Raw genomic sequence first — 17,810 nt, 5'->3', positions numbered from 1 at the left:
CAAAAGATTAATGTTGGTTTAATACTGCTTTTACACTAGTTGTTTATATTTGAGTTGTACATAAGATTTGTAAAAGGAGAGAGAGACAGTGAAAAAAACAATCTTTAAAGCTGTAGCAACTGGAATGGTATTTTCGTTATTAATGGGGTGTGGTGCAAAGAAAGAAGAAAGTGCTGGGGCAAAAGTAAAAGATGATAAATTATCTGGATCATTAACTGTTTACACAGCAATTGAAGAAGAACTTGTACCAATTTATCTTGATTCTTTTAAAAAGAAATATCCAGATGTGAAGCTGAATATTGTTCGTGATTCAACTGGAGTTATTACAGCAAAATTGCTAGCTGAAGGGAAAAATACACAAGCAGATGTTGTATGGGGAACTGCAGCTTCAAGTCTATTAGCTTTAGATAAAAAAGATATGTTAAAAGGATACTCTCCAAAAGGAGCGGATCGCGTTTTACCGCAATTTAAAGATGATAAACAACCAGAAAAATGGGTAGGAAATACTGCATTTATGACGGGGATTGCTATAAATAAAGAAGAATTAAAGAAGAAAAATTTACCGATGCCAGAATCATACGAAGACTTAACGAAATCAGAGTATAAAGGAACGCTTGTTATGCCACATCCAGCATCTTCTGGAACAGGATTTTTAACAGTTTCTGCATGGTTACAAATTATGGGTGAAGATAAAGGCTGGGATTACATGAAGAAACTTCATGATAATATGGCAACTTATACTCATTCAGGTTCAAAACCAGCGAAATTAGCGGGTGCGGGTGAATATCCAGTTGGTGTATCGATGGTTTATAGTGCTTTGAAAGAGAAACAAAAAGGTGCACCAGTTGAAGTTGTATTGCCAAAAGAAGGATTAGGTTGGGAAGTAGAAGCGAACGCACTTATTAAAAAAGATAATGAAAAAAATGAAAAATTAGCGCAAGCATTTTTAGATTGGGCAATTACTGATGATGTAATGAAGTTATACTTCGAGAAAAATGGATTTGCGACAATTAAAAATGATTATAAACTTCCAGACGGATTCCCTAAAGATGTGACGGAAAAGTTATACAAAAAGAACGACTTTAAGTGGGCAGCAGAAAATCGAGACAAAATTTTAGAAAAATGGGAAAAAGAGTTTGGCCAAAAAGCAGAACCGAAAAAGTAAGTGAGTGGGAGAGAGAAAAAATGAGCGAATATTTATCAATTCAACACATTCAAAAACAGTTTGATGCATTTACAGCGTTAAAAGATATTTCTTTTACTGTGAAAAAAAATGAGTTTGTATGTTTATTAGGCCCAAGTGGTTGTGGGAAAACAACATTGCTTCGAATTTTAGCAGGTCTAGAAGAGGCGACAACAGGTAGTATAGCTGTGACTGGAAAAGATATTACAGCATTACCTCCTGGAAAGAGGAATTTCGGAATGGTGTTTCAATCCTATGCGTTATTTCCGAATTTAACAGCACTTGAAAACATTGAATACGGCTTAAAGACAAAAAAGTATGGAAAAGCAGAAGTAAAAGAGAAGGCGCTATCGGCGTTAGAACTAGTTGATTTACTGAATGTAAAAGATAAATATCCTGCTCAAATGTCTGGTGGACAACAGCAGCGAGTAGCACTTGCACGTGCACTCGCTCTGTCTCCGGATATTTTGTTACTCGATGAGCCGTTATCTGCTTTAGATGCAAAAGTACGTGAAAAGTTACGTAGAGAAATGCGTGATTTGCAAGAAAAAGTAGGAGTGACAACTATTATGGTCACGCATGATCAAGAAGAGGCATTAACGATGGCTGATAAAATTGTTGTAATGAATCATGCGGAAATTATGCAGATTGGCACACCAGAGGAGATTTACCAAAGACCAGCCAATCCGTTTGTGGCAGATTTTATTGGTTCTATTAATTTCTTTTCGAAAAATAACGAAGAACATGCAATTCGTCCGGAACATGTAACAGTCGTACAAAATAATGGTATGAAAACAATTGTAGAAAGCATGGAGTTTCGCGGATCTGTATACCGGACAGAAGTGCGCGTTATAGATGAGAAAACGCATCTATATAATGAGAAAATCGTTGTAGATATATTGGCATCAGAAGTAGAAAAAACAGCTATTAGGAAAGGAAAGCCGATTCAAATCTCTTTCTCAGAAAATCATATGTTGTCATATGGAAAGAAGGTTGTTGTATAGATGGAGATGTTAGAAAATTTAAAGGTAGAAAGTACGAAAAAAAAGATTAAGAGACGTATCGGTAAAGAAGAATGGATACAAAGACTATTAATTATTGGTATGATTCTTGCTTTTTTGATTATGCTTGTATTACCACTATTACAATTGTTTACACAAGCTTTTTATGATAAAGATGGAGCTTTCATTGGTGTTGCGAATTTCAGTAAATATTTCACAACCCCAACATTAGTTCAATCATTACAAAATACGATATGGATTTCGGGCGCGACAACAATTATTGCAGTGACACTTGCTTTCGCTTACGCCTATGCGATCGCTCGTACGAATGTATTTGGAAAGCGTGTATTTCAATATGTCGCGTTGTTACCATTATTCGCACCAACGATGATGCATGGTATCGCACTTACATATTTATTTGGTAATCAAGGATTAGTAACGAAAGGGATGTTTGGTTTATTTGAAGGTATACAAATCCCTTTATATGGACCAGTAGGAATTGTAATGGCTGAAGTCATGTATACATTTCCGCAAGCATTTCTTATATTATTAATTGCTTTCCAAGGTTCTGATTATCGTTTATACGAAGCTTCTAATATGTTGGGAGCGAGTAAAACAAAGCAATTTCTCACTGTTACTTTACCTAGTGTAAAGTATGGATTAATTAGTGCGATGTTTGTTGTGTTTACACTTAGTTTTACTGATTTTGGCGCACCAAAAATTGTTGGTGGGCAATATAATGTACTTGCTACTGATGTATACAAACAAGTAATTGGACAACAAAATATGCCGATGGGTGCAACTGTCGGAATGATTTTATTAATTCCAGCTATATTTGCATTTGCAGTTGATCGCATTACGCAAAGAAAGCAGGCAAATTTCTTATCTTCAAAAGCAGTGCCATATAGAATAACGGCTAATAAGAAAAGAGATGTAGTCTCATTCATATATTGTAGTGTGATTACATTTATGATTATTCTTTTATTTGTGGCGGTTGGTATTGCTGCAAGTGTGAAAGTATGGCCATATAATATGAGTTTTACATTTGAGCATTTTAATTTTTCGAGTTTAACAGGAGATGGACTTGAAGCATTTAAAAATAGTGTGATTGTCTCAGCAGTTACAGCAGTTATTGGGGCAATTTTAACATTTATGTTCGCATATGCGATTGAGAAAATAGATCAGCTAAAGTTTTTCCGAAAAACAGGCTACTTTTTCTCGATTGTCCCTTTAGCAATCCCAGGTTTAGTACTTGGATTGGGATACGTCTTTTTCTTTAGTCAACCAACGATTCAAATACTGGGACTTTCAGTAACGAATCCGTTTCATTCTTTATACGGAACAATTGCTGTGCTAGTACTAGTAAACATCATTCATTTTTATTCGGTAACATTCGTTACCGCAACGACTGCTTTAAAGAAATTAGACCGAGAGTTTGAGCTTGTTTCGCAGTCGATGGGCATTCCGTTTTATAAAACATTCTTTAGAGTAACAGTACCGATGTGTTTACCAGCAATTTTAGAAATGGTGATGTACTATTTCGTCAATTCGATGGTAACTGTGTCAGCGGTTGTATTCTTATACGCAGCTGATTTTAAACTAGCTGCCGTATCAATCGTAAATATGGATGATGCAGGAAATGTAGCGCCAGCAGCTGCAATGAGTGTACTTATTGTTGTTACAAATATTGTAGTGAGAGTTGTATATGAATGGGGAACGAAAGCACTTCGTAACCGAACTTCACAATGGCAAAAAAGATAAGTGAGAAGGGTGATGGATTGAATGAAAATAGAAGCAGTTATTTTTGATTGGGCAGGTACGACAGTTGATTACGGATGTTTTGCACCACTGGAAGTATTCATAAAAATTTTTCGTAAACGTGGTGTTAAAATTACAGATGAAGAAGCCCGTAAACCGATGGGATTATTAAAGATCGATCATGTAAGGGCACTAACAGAAATGCCTCGTATTGCGAATGAGTGGGAGCGTATTTTCGGACATTTACCAACAGAAGCAGACATTCACGAGATGTATGAAGAGTTTGAAGAAATACTCTTTACTATTTTGCCACACTATGCCACGCCAATTGATGGGGTGAAAGAAGTGGTTGCTTCATTACGTAAAAGAGGCCTTAAAATTGGCTCAACAACTGGTTATACGAGAGAAATGATGGACATCGTTGCAAAAGAAGCAGAAATACAAGGATATAAACCTGATGTTCTTGTGACGCCAGATGATGTTTCAGCAGGCCGTCCGTACCCTTGGATGTGTTATAAAAATGCGATGGAACTTGGTGTGTATCCGATGAATCATATGATAAAAGTCGGGGACACAGTGTCAGATATGAAAGAGGGCAGAAATGCTGGTATGTGGACTGTGGGTGTAATTCTCGGTAGTAGTGAGCTCGGCTTAAGCGAGTGGGCAGCTGAAACTATGGATCCGGTAGAACTTCGTGAAAAAATGGAAGTAGTTCGAAAGCGTTTCGTTGAAAACGGGGCTCATTTTACAATTGAAACGATGCAGGGACTCGAAAACGTAATTGAACAGATCGAGAAACAAGAATTTATTATTTCATAAAAGGGGAATAGGATCATGACTGAAAATCACTACTTATTATTAACGCCAGGACCATTAACGACAACAAAAACAGTAAAAGAAGTTATGCTATACGATTGGTGTACGTGGGATGTTGAATATAACACGATGGTGCAACAGGTAAGAGCTAAACTTGTATCGTTAGCAACGAAGGAAGAAGAGAGATATACAACAGTATTAATGCAAGGAAGCGGTACGTTTTCAGTTGAAGCAGTAATCGGTTCTGTCATTCCAAAAAACGGAAAGCTGCTTGTTTGTACAAATGGTGCGTATGGTAAGCGAATTGTACAAATGGCAGAGATGTTACATATAGATGTGGTGGTCAGTCAAACAGAAGAGTGGGAGCCTACTAATATTGTAGAAGTAGAAAAGATATTACAACAAGATAAAGAGATTACACATATTGCAGTTGTGCATTGTGAAACAACAACAGGTATTATCAATCCAATTGTAGATGTATGTAAATTAGGGAAGCAATACGGAAAAGTAACACTAGTTGATGCAATGAGTAGTTTTGGTGGTATTGAAATAGACATCGCTGAGTTGCAAATTGACTTTCTAATTAGTAGTGCGAATAAATGTATTCAAGGGGTTCCAGGGTTCGGATTTGTTATTGCAAAGCGCGATGAATTGTTGAAATGTAAAGGGCAGGCACGTTCATTATCTTTAGATTTATACGATCAATGGGAAACGATGGAAAATCAAAATGGAAAATGGCGTTTTACATCACCTACACATGTTGTACACGCTTTTTATCAAGCACTACTTGAATTAGAAAAAGAGGGCGGAGTAAAAGCACGTTACAATCGATATGATAACAATCAAAAACTATTAGTGAATCGAATGAGAGAAATCGGATTTAAGCCACTAGTAGATGAAAAATATCAATCGCCTATTATTACATCTTTCATTTATCCAGAAGAATGGTTTGATTTTGAGCAATTATACAATGAATTAAAGCGTGATGGATTTGTTATATATCCAGGTAAAATTTCAAAAGTAGATACATTCCGCATTGGAAATATCGGTGATGTACATGAGGCAGATATTCATCGCTTAGTTGATAGTATCGCTAAAGGAGTTGTTATAGGTTGAAAGTATTTTGCTTAGGTGGAGCAGGTAAAATTTGTCGTGAAGCAATTTTAGATTTAGTGCAATTTTCATCTTTTGAGACGATTACAGTAGCAGATTTTAACGAAGAAGAGGGGCTTAAAGTAGTAGAATGGCTCAACGATCCTCGCGTTGATTTTGTGAAAGTAGATGTAACGAATCATGAGGATACGGTTGCAAAAATGAAGGGCTATGACATTGTAATGGATGGTACAACAATTAAGTTAAATGGATTATCTACTCGATGTATTGCAGAAGCAGGTTGTCACGGTGTGAATTTAAATGGATTTGGTGAAGAAAATGATTCGCATTCTGTATTTGTTCAAAACGGAAAAACATGTTTACCTGGGTTTGGTATGACGCCAGGTGTAACGCAAATGATGGCGATGCATGCAGCAAATCAGTTACATACTGTAGAGTCAGTTCGTGTAAGTCATGGTTCGTATCGTCCCATTGCTTTTTCTGCATCCATTACAGAAACAACGACATATGAATATGATCCACATTTGCCATCGCGTACAGTGTATGAAGATGGTGAGTTTAAGCAAGTGCCTCCGTTTGCGCGTCCAAGAGAAATTGAATTACCGGCGCCTTATGGTAAGACAACGCAGTATATCATACCGCATTCTGAAACGATTACGTTAGCAAAAGCATTAGAAAATAAAGGCGTTAAACTAATAGAGACGAGAGGAACTTGGCCAAAGCAAAATATGCAGCTCGTACGTGCATTGTATGATTACGGTATATTGCGTAATGATCCAGTTGAAATAAATGGAAAAGAAATCGGCATAATGGATTGTATTGCGAAGTATTTATTGCAATCGAAAGAAGGACAAGAAACAGAGATTTACGGTTATGCACTTCATGTAGAAGTAATAGGTATGAAAAATAATGAGAAACAAAGACGTGTATTATATCATACACACCCGTTATCTGATGGATCTGTTGTAGGATGGGAAAAATTAAGAGCTTATACGAGAAACGTCGGTATTCCATTTGGGATTGCTACAGAGCTAATCGCAAATGGGAATGTAAATAAAGTTGGTGTTGTGACACCCGAGGAAGCTTTTGTCAAACCACAAATTATTTTTGATGAACTAAAAAAGCGTGGTATTCATATTCACGAGGAAGTTTTCGTTGAAAAGGAAAGTTATAACTTTGTATAAGTAAGGCAGTGTATGAGGTAGAAATCAATGGGGTGAGGTTATGTCTGTAGTAGGTGAAGAAAGAAAGCGAACCATTCTTGAGAAGGTAGAGTTTAAAGGGAAGGTAAAAGTTTCAGAATTAGCGAGAGAGTTTGCTGTATCAACAGAGACGATTCGTCGTTATTTAGAAGAATTGGATCGTGAAAAGAAGTTGAAGAAAGTGTATGGTGGAGCCGTCCAACTTCCGGGAGCTGGAATAGAGGCACCAATGTTAGAACGAGAGATGCTACATATAGAAGAGAAGAAGCGAATTGGGTATAAAGCAGCAACATTTGTAGAAGATGGAGATGTGATTGCGATTGATGACGGAAGTACACCACTTCAAATGGTACCATATCTTGTACATCGCAAAAATTTAACGATTGTAACAAGTTCATTTCCAGTAGCAACACAATTAATTTCTTCTATTAATAAAAAGATGTTTCACGGTGAAGTTTTATTTATTGGTGGAAAAGTATCTCCAAAACATTCACGCGTATCAGGATCTATTTCGCAGCAAGTTATCCAGCAATTTCATTTTCATAAAGCATTTGTTTCGATTGATGGATTATTACCTGGTTTTGGAGTTTCTAGTTTTGAATTAGAAAAGGCTAAACTGTCAGAAGCGATGATGAAATTAGCAGAGAAAACATATATTTTATGTGATCATACAAAGGTAGGCGTAAAAGGAAATTACCGAATAGCAGCGTTTTCGCGCATTCAACATGTAATTTGTGATAAGAAAATGCCCTATAGTTTTGAAGAGGAAGTTAAAAGGCATAATATTCAATGGACAATTTGTTAAATACGTAGAACTCCCACCTGATTGTGAGGTGGGAGTTTTACTGCCTGCAAATAGCGGGATAAAAGATTTGTATTTATGCAAAAAAAGTGGACACATTTTCCCATCTCTTTCATATAATTTACCAATACAAAAAAAGTTGGTCGAAGGAAAGAAGGGGAAGTATGTCAGAACGGATATATAATAAACTTGTATTGTATGCAAATATTTTGCAAAAAATTGGTGTCATCAATGAGAAGGAGAAAAATGAAATTCTTCATACGATAGGTAAAAAAGCTCTTTGAATAAAGGGCTTTTATATTTTTTGCCTTTAAAAATATAAATTTAATGTAATATTCTCGTTGACACCGATAATGATATTCATTATTATTTATTTATAAGTAATTGATAATGTTTATCAATTATAAAGATTATATATGATAGGGGATATTATTTTGAAAAAAAATTATATGAAGGCGCTAGTAGTAGCGACAACATTAGCAATTCCATTTGCTGCATACTCTACTCCAGCGTTAGCAGCAATAAAAATTGAAGCAAACCAATCGGTAGCGGCAGCTAGTGAACGTACATACGATACTGAGATTAAAATATATAAGGATCAAAAAGACGAGCCATCTATGGTTTCTCAATATATAAAAGATCCTAAAGTAACGATTGCGGATGGGAAAAAAATTGTAACTGTAACAATGCAAGATAGCGATTATTTTCAATACCTTAGAATAGAGGATAAAAACCAACCTGGCGTATTTCATGATGTAAAAGTTTTGTCAGAAGATAAGAGGAAGAATGGAACGAAAGTAGTTCAATTTGAAATTGGCGAGTTTGAGAAGAAGCACAATATGCAAATGCATATACTTATTCCGGCTATTGGATATGATCACAAATATCAAGTTCAATTTGAAATTAAAGATCCAACTGTAGGTGACAAAGAAACAGAGAAACCAGATGATAACTCTAATTCAGGCAATATGGAGACGGATCATCCAGTTGATAATCAAAATATGATAACAGATAATAAATTAAGAGAGCTTGTTAATAAAAAGGTATTTAATAGAAAAGATTTAAATACACCAATCACGAAAGAAGAGTTATTACAAGTAAAGGACTTGTTTTTAAATACGAATGAGATACTGGATTATAGTGCATTAAAATATATGCCAAATTTAAAATCTTTAACAGTTGCGAATGCGAAGATAAAAGATCCATCATTCTTTACGAGCTTAAAACAATTGAAACATTTAGCTTTACGTGGTAATGAATTTTCAGATGTAACACCACTTGTTAAGATGGATAATTTAGATTCTCTTGATTTAAGTAATAATAAAATTACGAACGTTGCACCATTAATTGAAATGAAAAATGTAAAAAGTTTATATTTATCAGGTAACCAAATAGAAGATGTAACAGCATTAGCGAAAATGGAACAACTAGATTACTTGAATTTAGCAAATAATAAAATTACGAATGTTGCGCCATTAAGCGCGTTGAAAAATGTAACATATTTAACTTTAGCAGGTAATCAAATTGAAGATATTAAACCGTTATATTCATTACCTTTAAAAGACTTAGTATTAACACGTAATAAAGTAAAAGATTTATCCGGTATTGAGCAAATGAAGCAATTAGAAGAATTGTGGATCGGGAAAAATGAAATAAAAGATGTTACTCCTCTAAGTAAGATGACACAGTTAAAACAATTACACTTACCTAACAATGAGTTAAAGGATATTACTCCATTATCAAGTCTAGTAAATTTACAAAAGCTTGATTTAGAAGCGAATTATATTTCAGACTTAACACCAGCTAGCAATTTGAAAAAGTTAGTATTCTTAAGTTTTGTTGCAAATGAAATTCGTGATGTTCGACCAGTTATAGAACTAAGTAAAACAGCCTATATCAATGTTCAAAATCAAAAAGTATTTTTAGAGGAAACAGAAGTAAATAAAGAAGTAAAAGTACCTATATACGAGAAAGATGGTAAAATCTCTACAAAAATTCGTTTAAAGAGCGAAGGTGGTACGTATAGTAATGATGCAGTTAAGTGGAGTACACCGGGTGAGAAAGTATATGAATTTGGTGTAAAAGATCCATTTGCGGATACAGGAATCTTCTTCACAGGATCTGTGATTCAAAATGTGGTAGAAAGTAAAGAAGATAACACTTCTAAAGAAGACAATAATTCTAAAGAAGATGAAAAAGTAGGAGTAGTAGAATTTAAAGATGTACCAAAAGGACATTGGTCAGAGGAAGCAATTCATTATTTAGCGAAAGAAAATATTTTTAAGGGATATGGAAATGGACAATTTGGATTTGGGGATCGTATTACTCGTGGACAAGTTGCGTCTTTAGTACAAAGGTATTTGAAATTAGAAAATAAAGTAGAGCAGAAAGAGAGATTTACAGATACGAAGGGACATATGTTTGAGCAAGATATTGCTACAGTTGCGCAAGCTGGAATTATGCAAGGAGATGGTACTGGGGAGTTTCGTCCAGATGGAGTATTAACTCGATACGAAATGTCTGTAGTATTATATAAAGTATTTCAGCTAAAAGAAGATGAAAATAATAAAGTGAACTTTAATGATGTACCCACTGGTCATTGGGCAGAAGAATATGTGAAAGCGTTAGCGGACAATAACATATCAAAAGGTGATGGAAAAGGAAACTTTTTAGGTGATGATTTTGTAACACGTGAACAATATGCACAGTTCTTATATAACGCAATGACGAAATAAAAGATGAGAAAATACGTTATTCTTTGATTGAAAAAGAATAACGTATTTTTTATGTATAAAATGAAATAGTCAATATACAGGAGTATAGACATATGAATAGCCCTTTTTAAAGAAGAGACGTGAAACTATATTGACAAAAAGGCGTTCTCATGTGATAATTCAATTAAATTTTTAGAATAATCAAAAAATACTCCTTTTACATAGAAAGGATTCGAACATTATATGAATATTACGCCGGGGGTGACGAAATGTTATTTTTTCTAAAGAAATGGAATGAATTAAAAGATGTGAAATCTGAACTAGCACTTCGTGATTGGTTTTATGGTACAAAAATTAGCTTATCACTTTGTACGTCAAAAGAGCCGTTAACTTTTTTAGTAAACGTTGAAGGAAGAGATAAAGGGTTATTTTCAGAAGAAGATTTTATTGTTGTAAACTGTATGTGTGAACCAGTATTTGAAAATGAAGAAAAACCAGCTGCGGAATCATTTATGCATGCAGATATTTATAAAAAAAGTAGTGCAGAATGTATTTTACAAGTACAGACTGTAGATAGTCATTTAATATCAGAGTTGTATGGAGAAAAAGGGGAAGTAACATTCGATAAACGTAGCGTGGAACGTGTTTTTGGAAAAGAAGGTATAACAGAAATGACAATTCCCATTGTAGAAGATGAGAAAAAATTCGCAGATTTATTAGAGAATAATGTGCCGAATTTTATTGAAGGTGGAGGAGTAGTTCTCGTTCATAATTATGGCATGATTGTGTGGGGAAGAACTCCAGAATACGCGAAAAAATGGTTGGAGGGTATAGAATATTTAATGAACTACCATGTAAAATTGTTAATGATAAAAGGTGCAAAGAGCTCTGTTATATGAAATGTTTGTGATGTCGTTATAAGTCAATAAGTAAATGAAAGCGTTTTAAAAATAATTTTACTCATAAAATATAGGTCTCCTTATTATATATAGATTACATGTTGACATGTAAGGAGGAACATATTTTGCGAGTTAAATATCATTTTCTGCCAAAACAGCAAGTAACATTTTGCAAAATGAACGATTCAGGTAAGAAGGCTCTGCAAATTATGAATGAAACGGGATTTCGAGCAATCCCTGTATTAGCAGAAGATGAAAAGAAATTCATGGGGATTATTTATAAAGTGGATCTTTTAGAAAAGAAGTGTAATGGTGGATTAGAGGAATTAAGTACGGAACATATGCTGGAAGATTCCACTGCATTTATTTTTGAAAAGGACTCTTTTTTCAGAGCATTTTATGTTATTCGTCGTTTGCCGTTTTTAGCTGTATTAAATGATTATAATGAATTTGTTGGCATCTTAACTCATTCCAATATATTTGATGTTATTGAGGATTCATTTGGTATGCGGACGGGTGGTTATATATTAACGATTGCAACACAAGATTGTAAGGGAACGATTAAAGAACTTGGGACATTGTTGAAAGCATTTCATATCGGTGGACTATTTACGCTAGATAACGGCGATCAATATATTCGCCGCGTTATTGTCAATATAACAGATGAGTTAAATGAAAAAAGATTAAAGCAATTAATCGAAAAAATAGAGAAAAAAGGATTCAGGGTGAGTCATGTAGATTATATTTAAGATGAAAAGGAAAGGGAGCAATTTGCTATATGCAGATTGCTCTCTTTTTTAGTTTGAGTCATGAATCTTATTTTGAAACAGGAGGCGGAGATAATGCTAAATCGGATAAAAAAATAAAATCTGCATGTTCACGAATTTTAGGAATAGAGGTTTCTATAACACGTGATGTAATTTCACCTGGAGGCCCAACATGTCCGATAGCTACCATAATCGGTTTTTCTTGAAGTTTTTTAATGAGTAATTGGGCTTGTTTTGAAATATGTGCCGCTGTGTACACGTCATCAAAAAATAATTGATTTTCAATAATTGGTACTCCTAATTCTTTCCCGATTTTTGGGACGACACTCTTAGGATTTGTTTTGCTATCTAAATAAAATAAACCGTGTTTTTTACAAGCTGCGAGTATAAGTCTTACAATTCTTTCGTCTGCAGTCACCTTTGATCCCATATGATTATTCATCCCAATTGCATGTGGTACTTCTTGAATCGCTTGTTCGAGTCGATTATTTATTTCTTCGTCGCTTAAATCAGTTGTAATTGCTTTTGGTCCAAGCCATTCTTTTTTACCTTTAATCGGTTCCATTGGCATATGTATAATAACTTCGTGTCCTTTCTTATGAGCCGCTATCGCATCTTCCTTTGTGGAAGGGAGAAAAGGCATAACAGCAACAGTTAGTGGAATAGGAAGTGATAACATTTTATCAGTTCCTTTCATATTATTGCCGAAGTCATCAATGACAATAGCTACTTTATTTGTATGGGCCTTGGCCTCAACAGGAAACAAGAAGGATGGTAAAAACATAGTCAAAATAAGCAATGCAATCGTATATTTGTGCATATAAATAGTTCCTTTCTATATTATCAATCACCATTATGGTTTGCGTTTTTATATAAATTAAACAAAAAATGTCGAAGAAAAGTATATGGAAAATAGGGAATCCGCTATTTAATTGGTGTTTGTAAAAAAAGGAGATAAAAAAATTGTCTATTATTGCGAATGTATTTACAAAGATAGAATAATTTGTAATAATTCTCAAAGTGAGGGTAAAAATTTGTAAATTACAGGGAGAAAATGTTAAATTTTCTGATTCTTCAAATTCAAATATGATAAGCAGTTAAAAGTTCAATGGAGAAGTGAAGTAGAGAGCATGGAAGTATAATAAGGGGGATATGAATGTTTACTGTAAAAAGGAAGTACACATTAGAAAAGCTTTCACGTGATATTCATATGAAACGTGAAGAGATGATTCAATTAGGTTTAACGAGTGGGTTAAATAGTACGGAGACGATTCAAGTTAGTCAAGAATTGGACAAGCTTATTTTACAGTACCAGTGTTATAAAGAAAAACAAACACCAAAATGGTTATCAATTATAAAGGTACCTATTTTTCAAATTGGGTATGAAGGGAAATCAAGTAATTTTTGGCGAATGCTTGTGGCTGGTTTTATGAAATAAGTATAATTACCCTTTAGGGATAAGGATAATTATACTATGTGTAACGGAATTTCGATATGAACTGTCGTTCCTTCGTTTTCTATACTGTTAATAAAAATATGCCCGTTGTACATCTCTATAATTCGTTTACATATGACAAGTCCAAGACCTGTTCCAGTATCTTTATTAGTAAAGAACGGATGAAAGAGGTGTTTTTGAATATGTTTTGGAATCCCTTTTCCAGTATCTATAATTTGCAATTGTGCGTGTGTTTCATTGTTTGTTACGAAAATAGTTAGTGTATCGCCAGAAGTCATAGCTTCAATTGCATTTTTTGTAATGTTTAAAACCACTTGTTTCATATGGTCTTTTGAGCACCGGATATGAACAGGACGGTCTGGCAAATGTAAATGGAATACAATATTATGTAGATTCGCCTCAGATTGAATAATTAATGCTACCTCATTTAGAATGGTTCTCACATCATATGTTTGTTCAATGATTGCAGTTGGCTTTCCAAGAATAAGAAATTCACTTACAATTTCATTAATTCGTTCTATTTCTTGTTCGATGATGGAAAAATAGAACTGATCTTGTTCATCTTTATATTTCTCTTTTAATAGAGCGACGAGCCCTTTAATTCCGGTAAGTGGATTACGGATTTCGTGGGCGGTACTAGCTGCAAAAGTTCCAACTAATTCAATTTTTTGTAGTTCATTTTGTTGTCTTTCTAGTTTTGTTTGTCGTTTTAACAACATATATTGAGCGAGTAAAAATAAAATTGACATTAAAAATAAAGTAGCTATACATTCTACGGCAACCCACTGGTTTAAAGTTTTTTGATGAATAGGTAACGGAGAAACAGAGACCTTCCAATCTAATCTTTGGAGTGGGGTAGTAAGCATATTAGAATGTGCATCACTTGTTTCGTTATTATCATCGGTTAGAAAAACTACATTATACTTATCAGTTACTTCAAAATGGTATTGTGGCTTAATGGCATTTAAAGATGATGAAATGTAGTCAAAGCGTAAACTTGCTAACAATAAGCCTGAGAGCTCCTTCTGTTTATTAAAAATGGGGGAAGCAATCATAATAGCTTGATGGCCAAGAACACGATCTGTAATGACGGATGATACAGTTGTTTTCTTAGTTTGTAATGCGTTTTGAATATATTTACGATCTGAGACATCAACAGGTGGTCGGTCACCTTCCGATGCGATTGTAATGATACCTTCTGGTGTAGCGTAATATAGACCAGAAAAACGTGCATCGTTTCCATCTGTATCATGTACAATTTCTTTCATCCCATTAATATTTCCAGTCTCGGTTCCTACGACCTTTGCGAGCATTTCTAGGGCAGAAATTGCTTCGCCAAGGTGGTGATCTAAATAGTCTCTATATAAAAAGAGAACCGTATGGGCAACTTGTTTATTTTCTTGTTTCATTTTATACGAATGATATGAATAAAATGTAGCACCAATCCCTGTTGTTGGTAGGATAACAAGCAATATATATAAAACTATGCTGTGGAATTTGAATTTCAAATTTGGTACTCCTTCTTTTTTATTATCATTATATATAAACTATGTTAAAATTGTCATGTTTTTATTCAAGAATCATTCATAATATATTTGGGGAGAGATAATGAATGAGTGAATACTCATTCGGAATTTATATGAAGTACTATTTTGTTCTTTTTATTATTGAGAATTTAAGTGAAGGGTTGAAAGTTGTATGACATCAAATAATGAACGAGAAGATATTTCTCAATCTTTAAAAGTATTTATTGCATTATCTCGTGTACATCGTTCTGTTATGGATACGACAAATAAGTCTATACAAAGTAACGGTTTAAATCCAACTGAGTTTGCTGTATTAGAACTGCTATATCATAAAGGCGGTCAACCACTTCAGCAAATTGGTGAGCGTATTTTAATAGCTAGTGGCAGCATTACATATGTTGTAGATAAGTTAGAGAAAAAGGGACTAGTAAAGAGAATTCCATGCCCGAATGACCGACGTGTTATTTATGCACAATTAACTGAATCTGGAGAGAACTTTATTTCTTCTATTTTTCCAGGGCATGAGCAAGTTATTCATCAGTCTTTTGAAATGTTAACGAAAGAGGAAAAGGAAGAATTACTGGATCTATTAAAAAAGATTGGAAAGTATGAAAAGTAATAATATGTTCCAAAGGAGCTTTGGATAAAGAAATCCAAAGCTTTTTTATTTACATGTAATGATGGCAGTATATGCCGTATTTTGTTGAAGAATAAGAGGAGATTTGGAAGTAAGTATTGAATTATAGTAAAGGATGCATTTAATGGAGAGGAGGCTCGTTCATGTCATTTAAAGACTATGAATATAAAAGGCCAAATATTGAAGAATTAAAAGAGAAGTTTACAGCTGCTTTAGAGAGGTTTGATAACGCAAAAACTGTAGAGGAACAAAAACAAGTCATTCATTCAATTAACGAAATTCGTAACGATTTTGGTACAATGGGGAATCTTTGTTACATTCGTCATTCTGTTGATACAACAGATGCTTTTTATAAGGAAGAGCAAGATTTCTTTGATGAATTCTCTCCAGTTGTACAAGGATATGGTACAAAATATTATAATGCGTTAATTCATTCTCCATTCCGTGAAGAATTAGAAGCGTATTATGGGAAGCAATTATTTGCTCTTGCGGAGTGTGATTTAAAAACATATTCTGATGAAGTCGTGAAGGATTTACAATTAGAGAATAAATTGTCTTCACAATATACACAATTATTAGCATCTGCAAAAATTGATTTTGCAGGAGAAGAAAGAACTTTATCACAGCTTATTCCATTTATGCAAGGGAAAGAGAGAAGTGAACGTAAAGCAGCAAGTGAGGCGTATTACGGATTTTTAGCTGAGAATGAAGAAGAGTTAGATCGTATTTATGACGAGCTTGTTAAAGTGAGAACGAAAATCGCCAAATCTTTAGGTTTCAAAAACTTTGTTGAACTTGGATATGCAAGAATGTACCGTACAGATTATAATGCGGAAATGGTAGCAAATTATCGTCAGCAAGTGCTAGATTATATCGTTCCCGTTACAACGGAATTGAGAAAACGTCAACAAGCACGTATCGGTGTAGAGAAGTTAGCATATTACGACGAAAACTTTGAATTTCCTACAGGTAACCCAACTCCAAAAGGAGATGCGGATTGGATTGTTAATCATGGAAAAACGATGTATAAAGAGTTATCGGCTGAAACAGATGAATTTTTCAATTTCATGTTAGATAATGATTTATTAGATTTAGTTGCGAAAAAAGGAAAAGCTGGCGGTGGATATTGTACATATATTGAGAATTATAAAGCGCCGTTTATCTTCTCGAATTTTAACGGAACGTCTGGTGATATTGACGTATTAACACATGAAGCAGGCCATGCTTTCCAAGTATACGAAAGTCGTAAATTTGAAATTCCAGAATATAATTGGCCAACATATGAAGCGTGTGAAATTCACTCTATGAGTATGGAATTCTTCACATGGCCATGGATGAAGTTATTCTTTGAAGAAGATGCAGATAAATATTACTTCTCTCACTTAAGTTCAGCACTTCTGTTTTTACCGTATGGTGTATCTGTTGATGAGTATCAACATTATGTATATGAAAATCCTGAAGCATCACCAGAAGATCGTAAGACAGCATGGCGTAATATAGAGAAAAAGTATTTACCGCATCGTGAGTATGAAGATAATGATTATTTAGAGCGCGGTGGATTCTGGCAACGTCAAGGACATATTTATAGCTCGCCGTTCTACTATATTGACTACACGTTAGCACAAATTTGTGCACTGCAATTTTGGAAACGTGCAAGAGATAATAGACAAGAGGCGTGGGAAGATTATGTGAATCTGTGCCAACAAGGTGGAAGTAAATCATTCTTGGAATTAGTAGAAGTTGCCAATTTAACATCACCATTTACTGAAGGCTGTGTGAAAAGTGTTATTACAGAAATTGAAGCATGGCTACAAGCAATTGACGACACAAAATTGTAAAAAACATGCGCTTTTTTTCACATGTTTAACATCGACATAATGAGAAAATGATGAGATAATAAAAGAAAATTCAGAATACTAAAGAGGTGTTTCTAATA

15 protein-coding genes are annotated in these 17,810 nt (G+C 34.3%); 13 read left to right on the top strand and 2 right to left on the bottom strand.

Annotated features, from left to right (window positions below; all coding sequences use genetic code 11):
• Positions 1-88: 88 nt before the first annotated feature.
• From QCI73_RS20560 to cbpA, 10 genes are all read left to right on the top strand, one after another.
• On the top strand, positions 89-1,165 hold the full coding sequence (locus QCI73_RS20560; protein ID WP_353823640.1) for a putative 2-aminoethylphosphonate ABC transporter substrate-binding protein: 1,077 nt from the start codon (positions 89-91) through the stop codon (positions 1,163-1,165).
• 20 nt (positions 1,166-1,185) lie between these two features.
• Complete coding sequence (locus tag QCI73_RS20555) at positions 1,186-2,187, top strand: putative 2-aminoethylphosphonate ABC transporter ATP-binding protein (protein ID WP_353823639.1); 1,002 nt, start codon at positions 1,186-1,188, stop codon at positions 2,185-2,187.
• Positions 2,188-3,945 (top strand): putative 2-aminoethylphosphonate ABC transporter permease subunit, encoded by a 1,758-nt coding sequence (locus tag QCI73_RS20550; protein ID WP_000425510.1) that lies wholly within the window; start codon positions 2,188-2,190, stop codon positions 3,943-3,945.
• 21 nt (positions 3,946-3,966) lie between these two features.
• Positions 3,967-4,761, top strand: a complete 795-nt coding sequence (gene phnX, locus QCI73_RS20545) for a phosphonoacetaldehyde hydrolase (RefSeq protein ID WP_070805557.1) — start codon at positions 3,967-3,969, stop codon at positions 4,759-4,761.
• A 15-nt stretch (positions 4,762-4,776) separates the two neighbouring features.
• Positions 4,777-5,874: a 2-aminoethylphosphonate--pyruvate transaminase gene (phnW, locus tag QCI73_RS20540; protein ID WP_074607947.1), complete on the top strand. Its 1,098-nt coding sequence runs from the start codon at positions 4,777-4,779 to the stop codon at positions 5,872-5,874.
• Positions 5,871-7,055, top strand: coding sequence for a saccharopine dehydrogenase family protein (locus QCI73_RS20535; RefSeq protein ID WP_262725383.1), 1,185 nt, complete (start codon positions 5,871-5,873; stop codon positions 7,053-7,055). Before phnW ends, QCI73_RS20535 begins: the two co-directional genes overlap by 4 nt.
• A 40-nt stretch (positions 7,056-7,095) precedes the next feature.
• Positions 7,096-7,878 carry a DeoR/GlpR family DNA-binding transcription regulator gene (locus QCI73_RS20530; protein ID WP_000117662.1) on the top strand — a complete coding sequence of 261 codons (783 nt, stop codon included), beginning with the start codon at positions 7,096-7,098 and terminating at the stop codon, positions 7,876-7,878.
• 413 nt (positions 7,879-8,291) lie between these two features.
• The gene (locus QCI73_RS20525; protein WP_353823638.1) at positions 8,292-10,610 is read left to right on the top strand and encodes an NEAT domain-containing leucine-rich repeat protein; all 2,319 of its coding nucleotides are present in this window, start codon (positions 8,292-8,294) and stop codon (positions 10,608-10,610) included.
• Positions 10,611-10,858: 248 nt separating this feature from the next.
• Positions 10,859-11,488 (top strand): class II aldolase/adducin family protein, encoded by a 630-nt coding sequence (locus QCI73_RS20520; RefSeq protein ID WP_000895996.1) that lies wholly within the window; start codon positions 10,859-10,861, stop codon positions 11,486-11,488.
• A gap of 125 nt (positions 11,489-11,613) precedes the next feature.
• A complete protein-coding gene (cbpA, locus tag QCI73_RS20515; RefSeq protein ID WP_001264219.1) occupies positions 11,614-12,237 on the top strand; it encodes a cyclic di-AMP binding protein CbpA in 624 nt (207 codons plus the stop codon).
• A gap of 67 nt (positions 12,238-12,304) precedes the next feature.
• On the opposite strand, the gene QCI73_RS20510 is transcribed toward cbpA, so the two are convergent.
• Entirely contained in the window at positions 12,305-13,075 is a 771-nt protein-coding gene (locus tag QCI73_RS20510) for a divergent polysaccharide deacetylase family protein (RefSeq protein WP_000549803.1), read from the bottom strand.
• A gap of 336 nt (positions 13,076-13,411) precedes the next feature.
• Between QCI73_RS20510 and QCI73_RS20505 the strand changes: the two genes are divergently transcribed.
• On the top strand, positions 13,412-13,693 hold the full coding sequence (locus QCI73_RS20505) for an aspartyl-phosphate phosphatase Spo0E family protein (RefSeq protein ID WP_000495540.1): 282 nt from the start codon (positions 13,412-13,414) through the stop codon (positions 13,691-13,693).
• 29 nt (positions 13,694-13,722) lie between these two features.
• On the opposite strand, the gene QCI73_RS20500 is transcribed toward QCI73_RS20505, so the two are convergent.
• Positions 13,723-15,219 carry a DUF3149 domain-containing protein gene (locus tag QCI73_RS20500; protein WP_070805561.1) on the bottom strand — a complete coding sequence of 499 codons (1,497 nt, stop codon included), beginning with the start codon at positions 15,217-15,219 and terminating at the stop codon, positions 13,723-13,725.
• Between the two features lie 190 nt (positions 15,220-15,409).
• Between QCI73_RS20500 and QCI73_RS20495 the strand changes: the two genes are divergently transcribed.
• Both QCI73_RS20495 and QCI73_RS20490 read left to right on the top strand, forming a co-directional pair.
• Positions 15,410-15,856: a MarR family winged helix-turn-helix transcriptional regulator gene (locus QCI73_RS20495; RefSeq protein WP_000203342.1), complete on the top strand. Its 447-nt coding sequence runs from the start codon at positions 15,410-15,412 to the stop codon at positions 15,854-15,856.
• A 161-nt stretch (positions 15,857-16,017) separates the two neighbouring features.
• Entirely contained in the window at positions 16,018-17,712 is a 1,695-nt protein-coding gene (locus QCI73_RS20490; RefSeq protein ID WP_353823637.1) for a M3 family oligoendopeptidase, read from the top strand.
• Positions 17,713-17,810 lie beyond the last annotated feature (98 nt).

Source organism: Bacillus cereus group sp. MG16 (genome assembly GCF_040459875.1).
In the GTDB taxonomy this organism is placed as follows: Bacteria; Bacillota; Bacilli; order Bacillales; family Bacillaceae_G; genus Bacillus_A; species Bacillus_A paranthracis.
This window is presented reverse-complemented; position numbering and strand designations above follow the sequence as displayed.

Bases quoted from the DNA above. Each gene is read 5' to 3' on its own strand.
- QCI73_RS20510 (WP_000549803.1), bottom strand. From the start codon at position 13,075: ATGCACAAATATACGATTGCATTGCTTATTTTGACTATGTTTTTACCA.
- QCI73_RS20520 (WP_000895996.1), top strand. From the start codon at position 10,859: ATGTTATTTTTTCTAAAGAAATGGAATGAATTAAAAGATGTGAAATCT.
- phnX (WP_070805557.1), top strand. From the start codon at position 3,967: ATGAAAATAGAAGCAGTTATTTTTGATTGGGCAGGTACGACAGTTGAT.
- QCI73_RS20495 (WP_000203342.1), top strand. From the start codon at position 15,410: ATGACATCAAATAATGAACGAGAAGATATTTCTCAATCTTTAAAAGTA.
- QCI73_RS20550 (WP_000425510.1), top strand. From the start codon at position 2,188: ATGGAGATGTTAGAAAATTTAAAGGTAGAAAGTACGAAAAAAAAGATT.
- QCI73_RS20530 (WP_000117662.1), top strand. From the start codon at position 7,096: ATGTCTGTAGTAGGTGAAGAAAGAAAGCGAACCATTCTTGAGAAGGTA.
- QCI73_RS20555 (WP_353823639.1), top strand. From the start codon at position 1,186: ATGAGCGAATATTTATCAATTCAACACATTCAAAAACAGTTTGATGCA.
- QCI73_RS20505 (WP_000495540.1), top strand. From the start codon at position 13,412: ATGTTTACTGTAAAAAGGAAGTACACATTAGAAAAGCTTTCACGTGAT.
- phnW (WP_074607947.1), top strand. From the start codon at position 4,777: ATGACTGAAAATCACTACTTATTATTAACGCCAGGACCATTAACGACA.
- QCI73_RS20525 (WP_353823638.1), top strand. From the start codon at position 8,292: ATGATAGGGGATATTATTTTGAAAAAAAATTATATGAAGGCGCTAGTA.
- QCI73_RS20490 (WP_353823637.1), top strand. From the start codon at position 16,018: ATGTCATTTAAAGACTATGAATATAAAAGGCCAAATATTGAAGAATTA.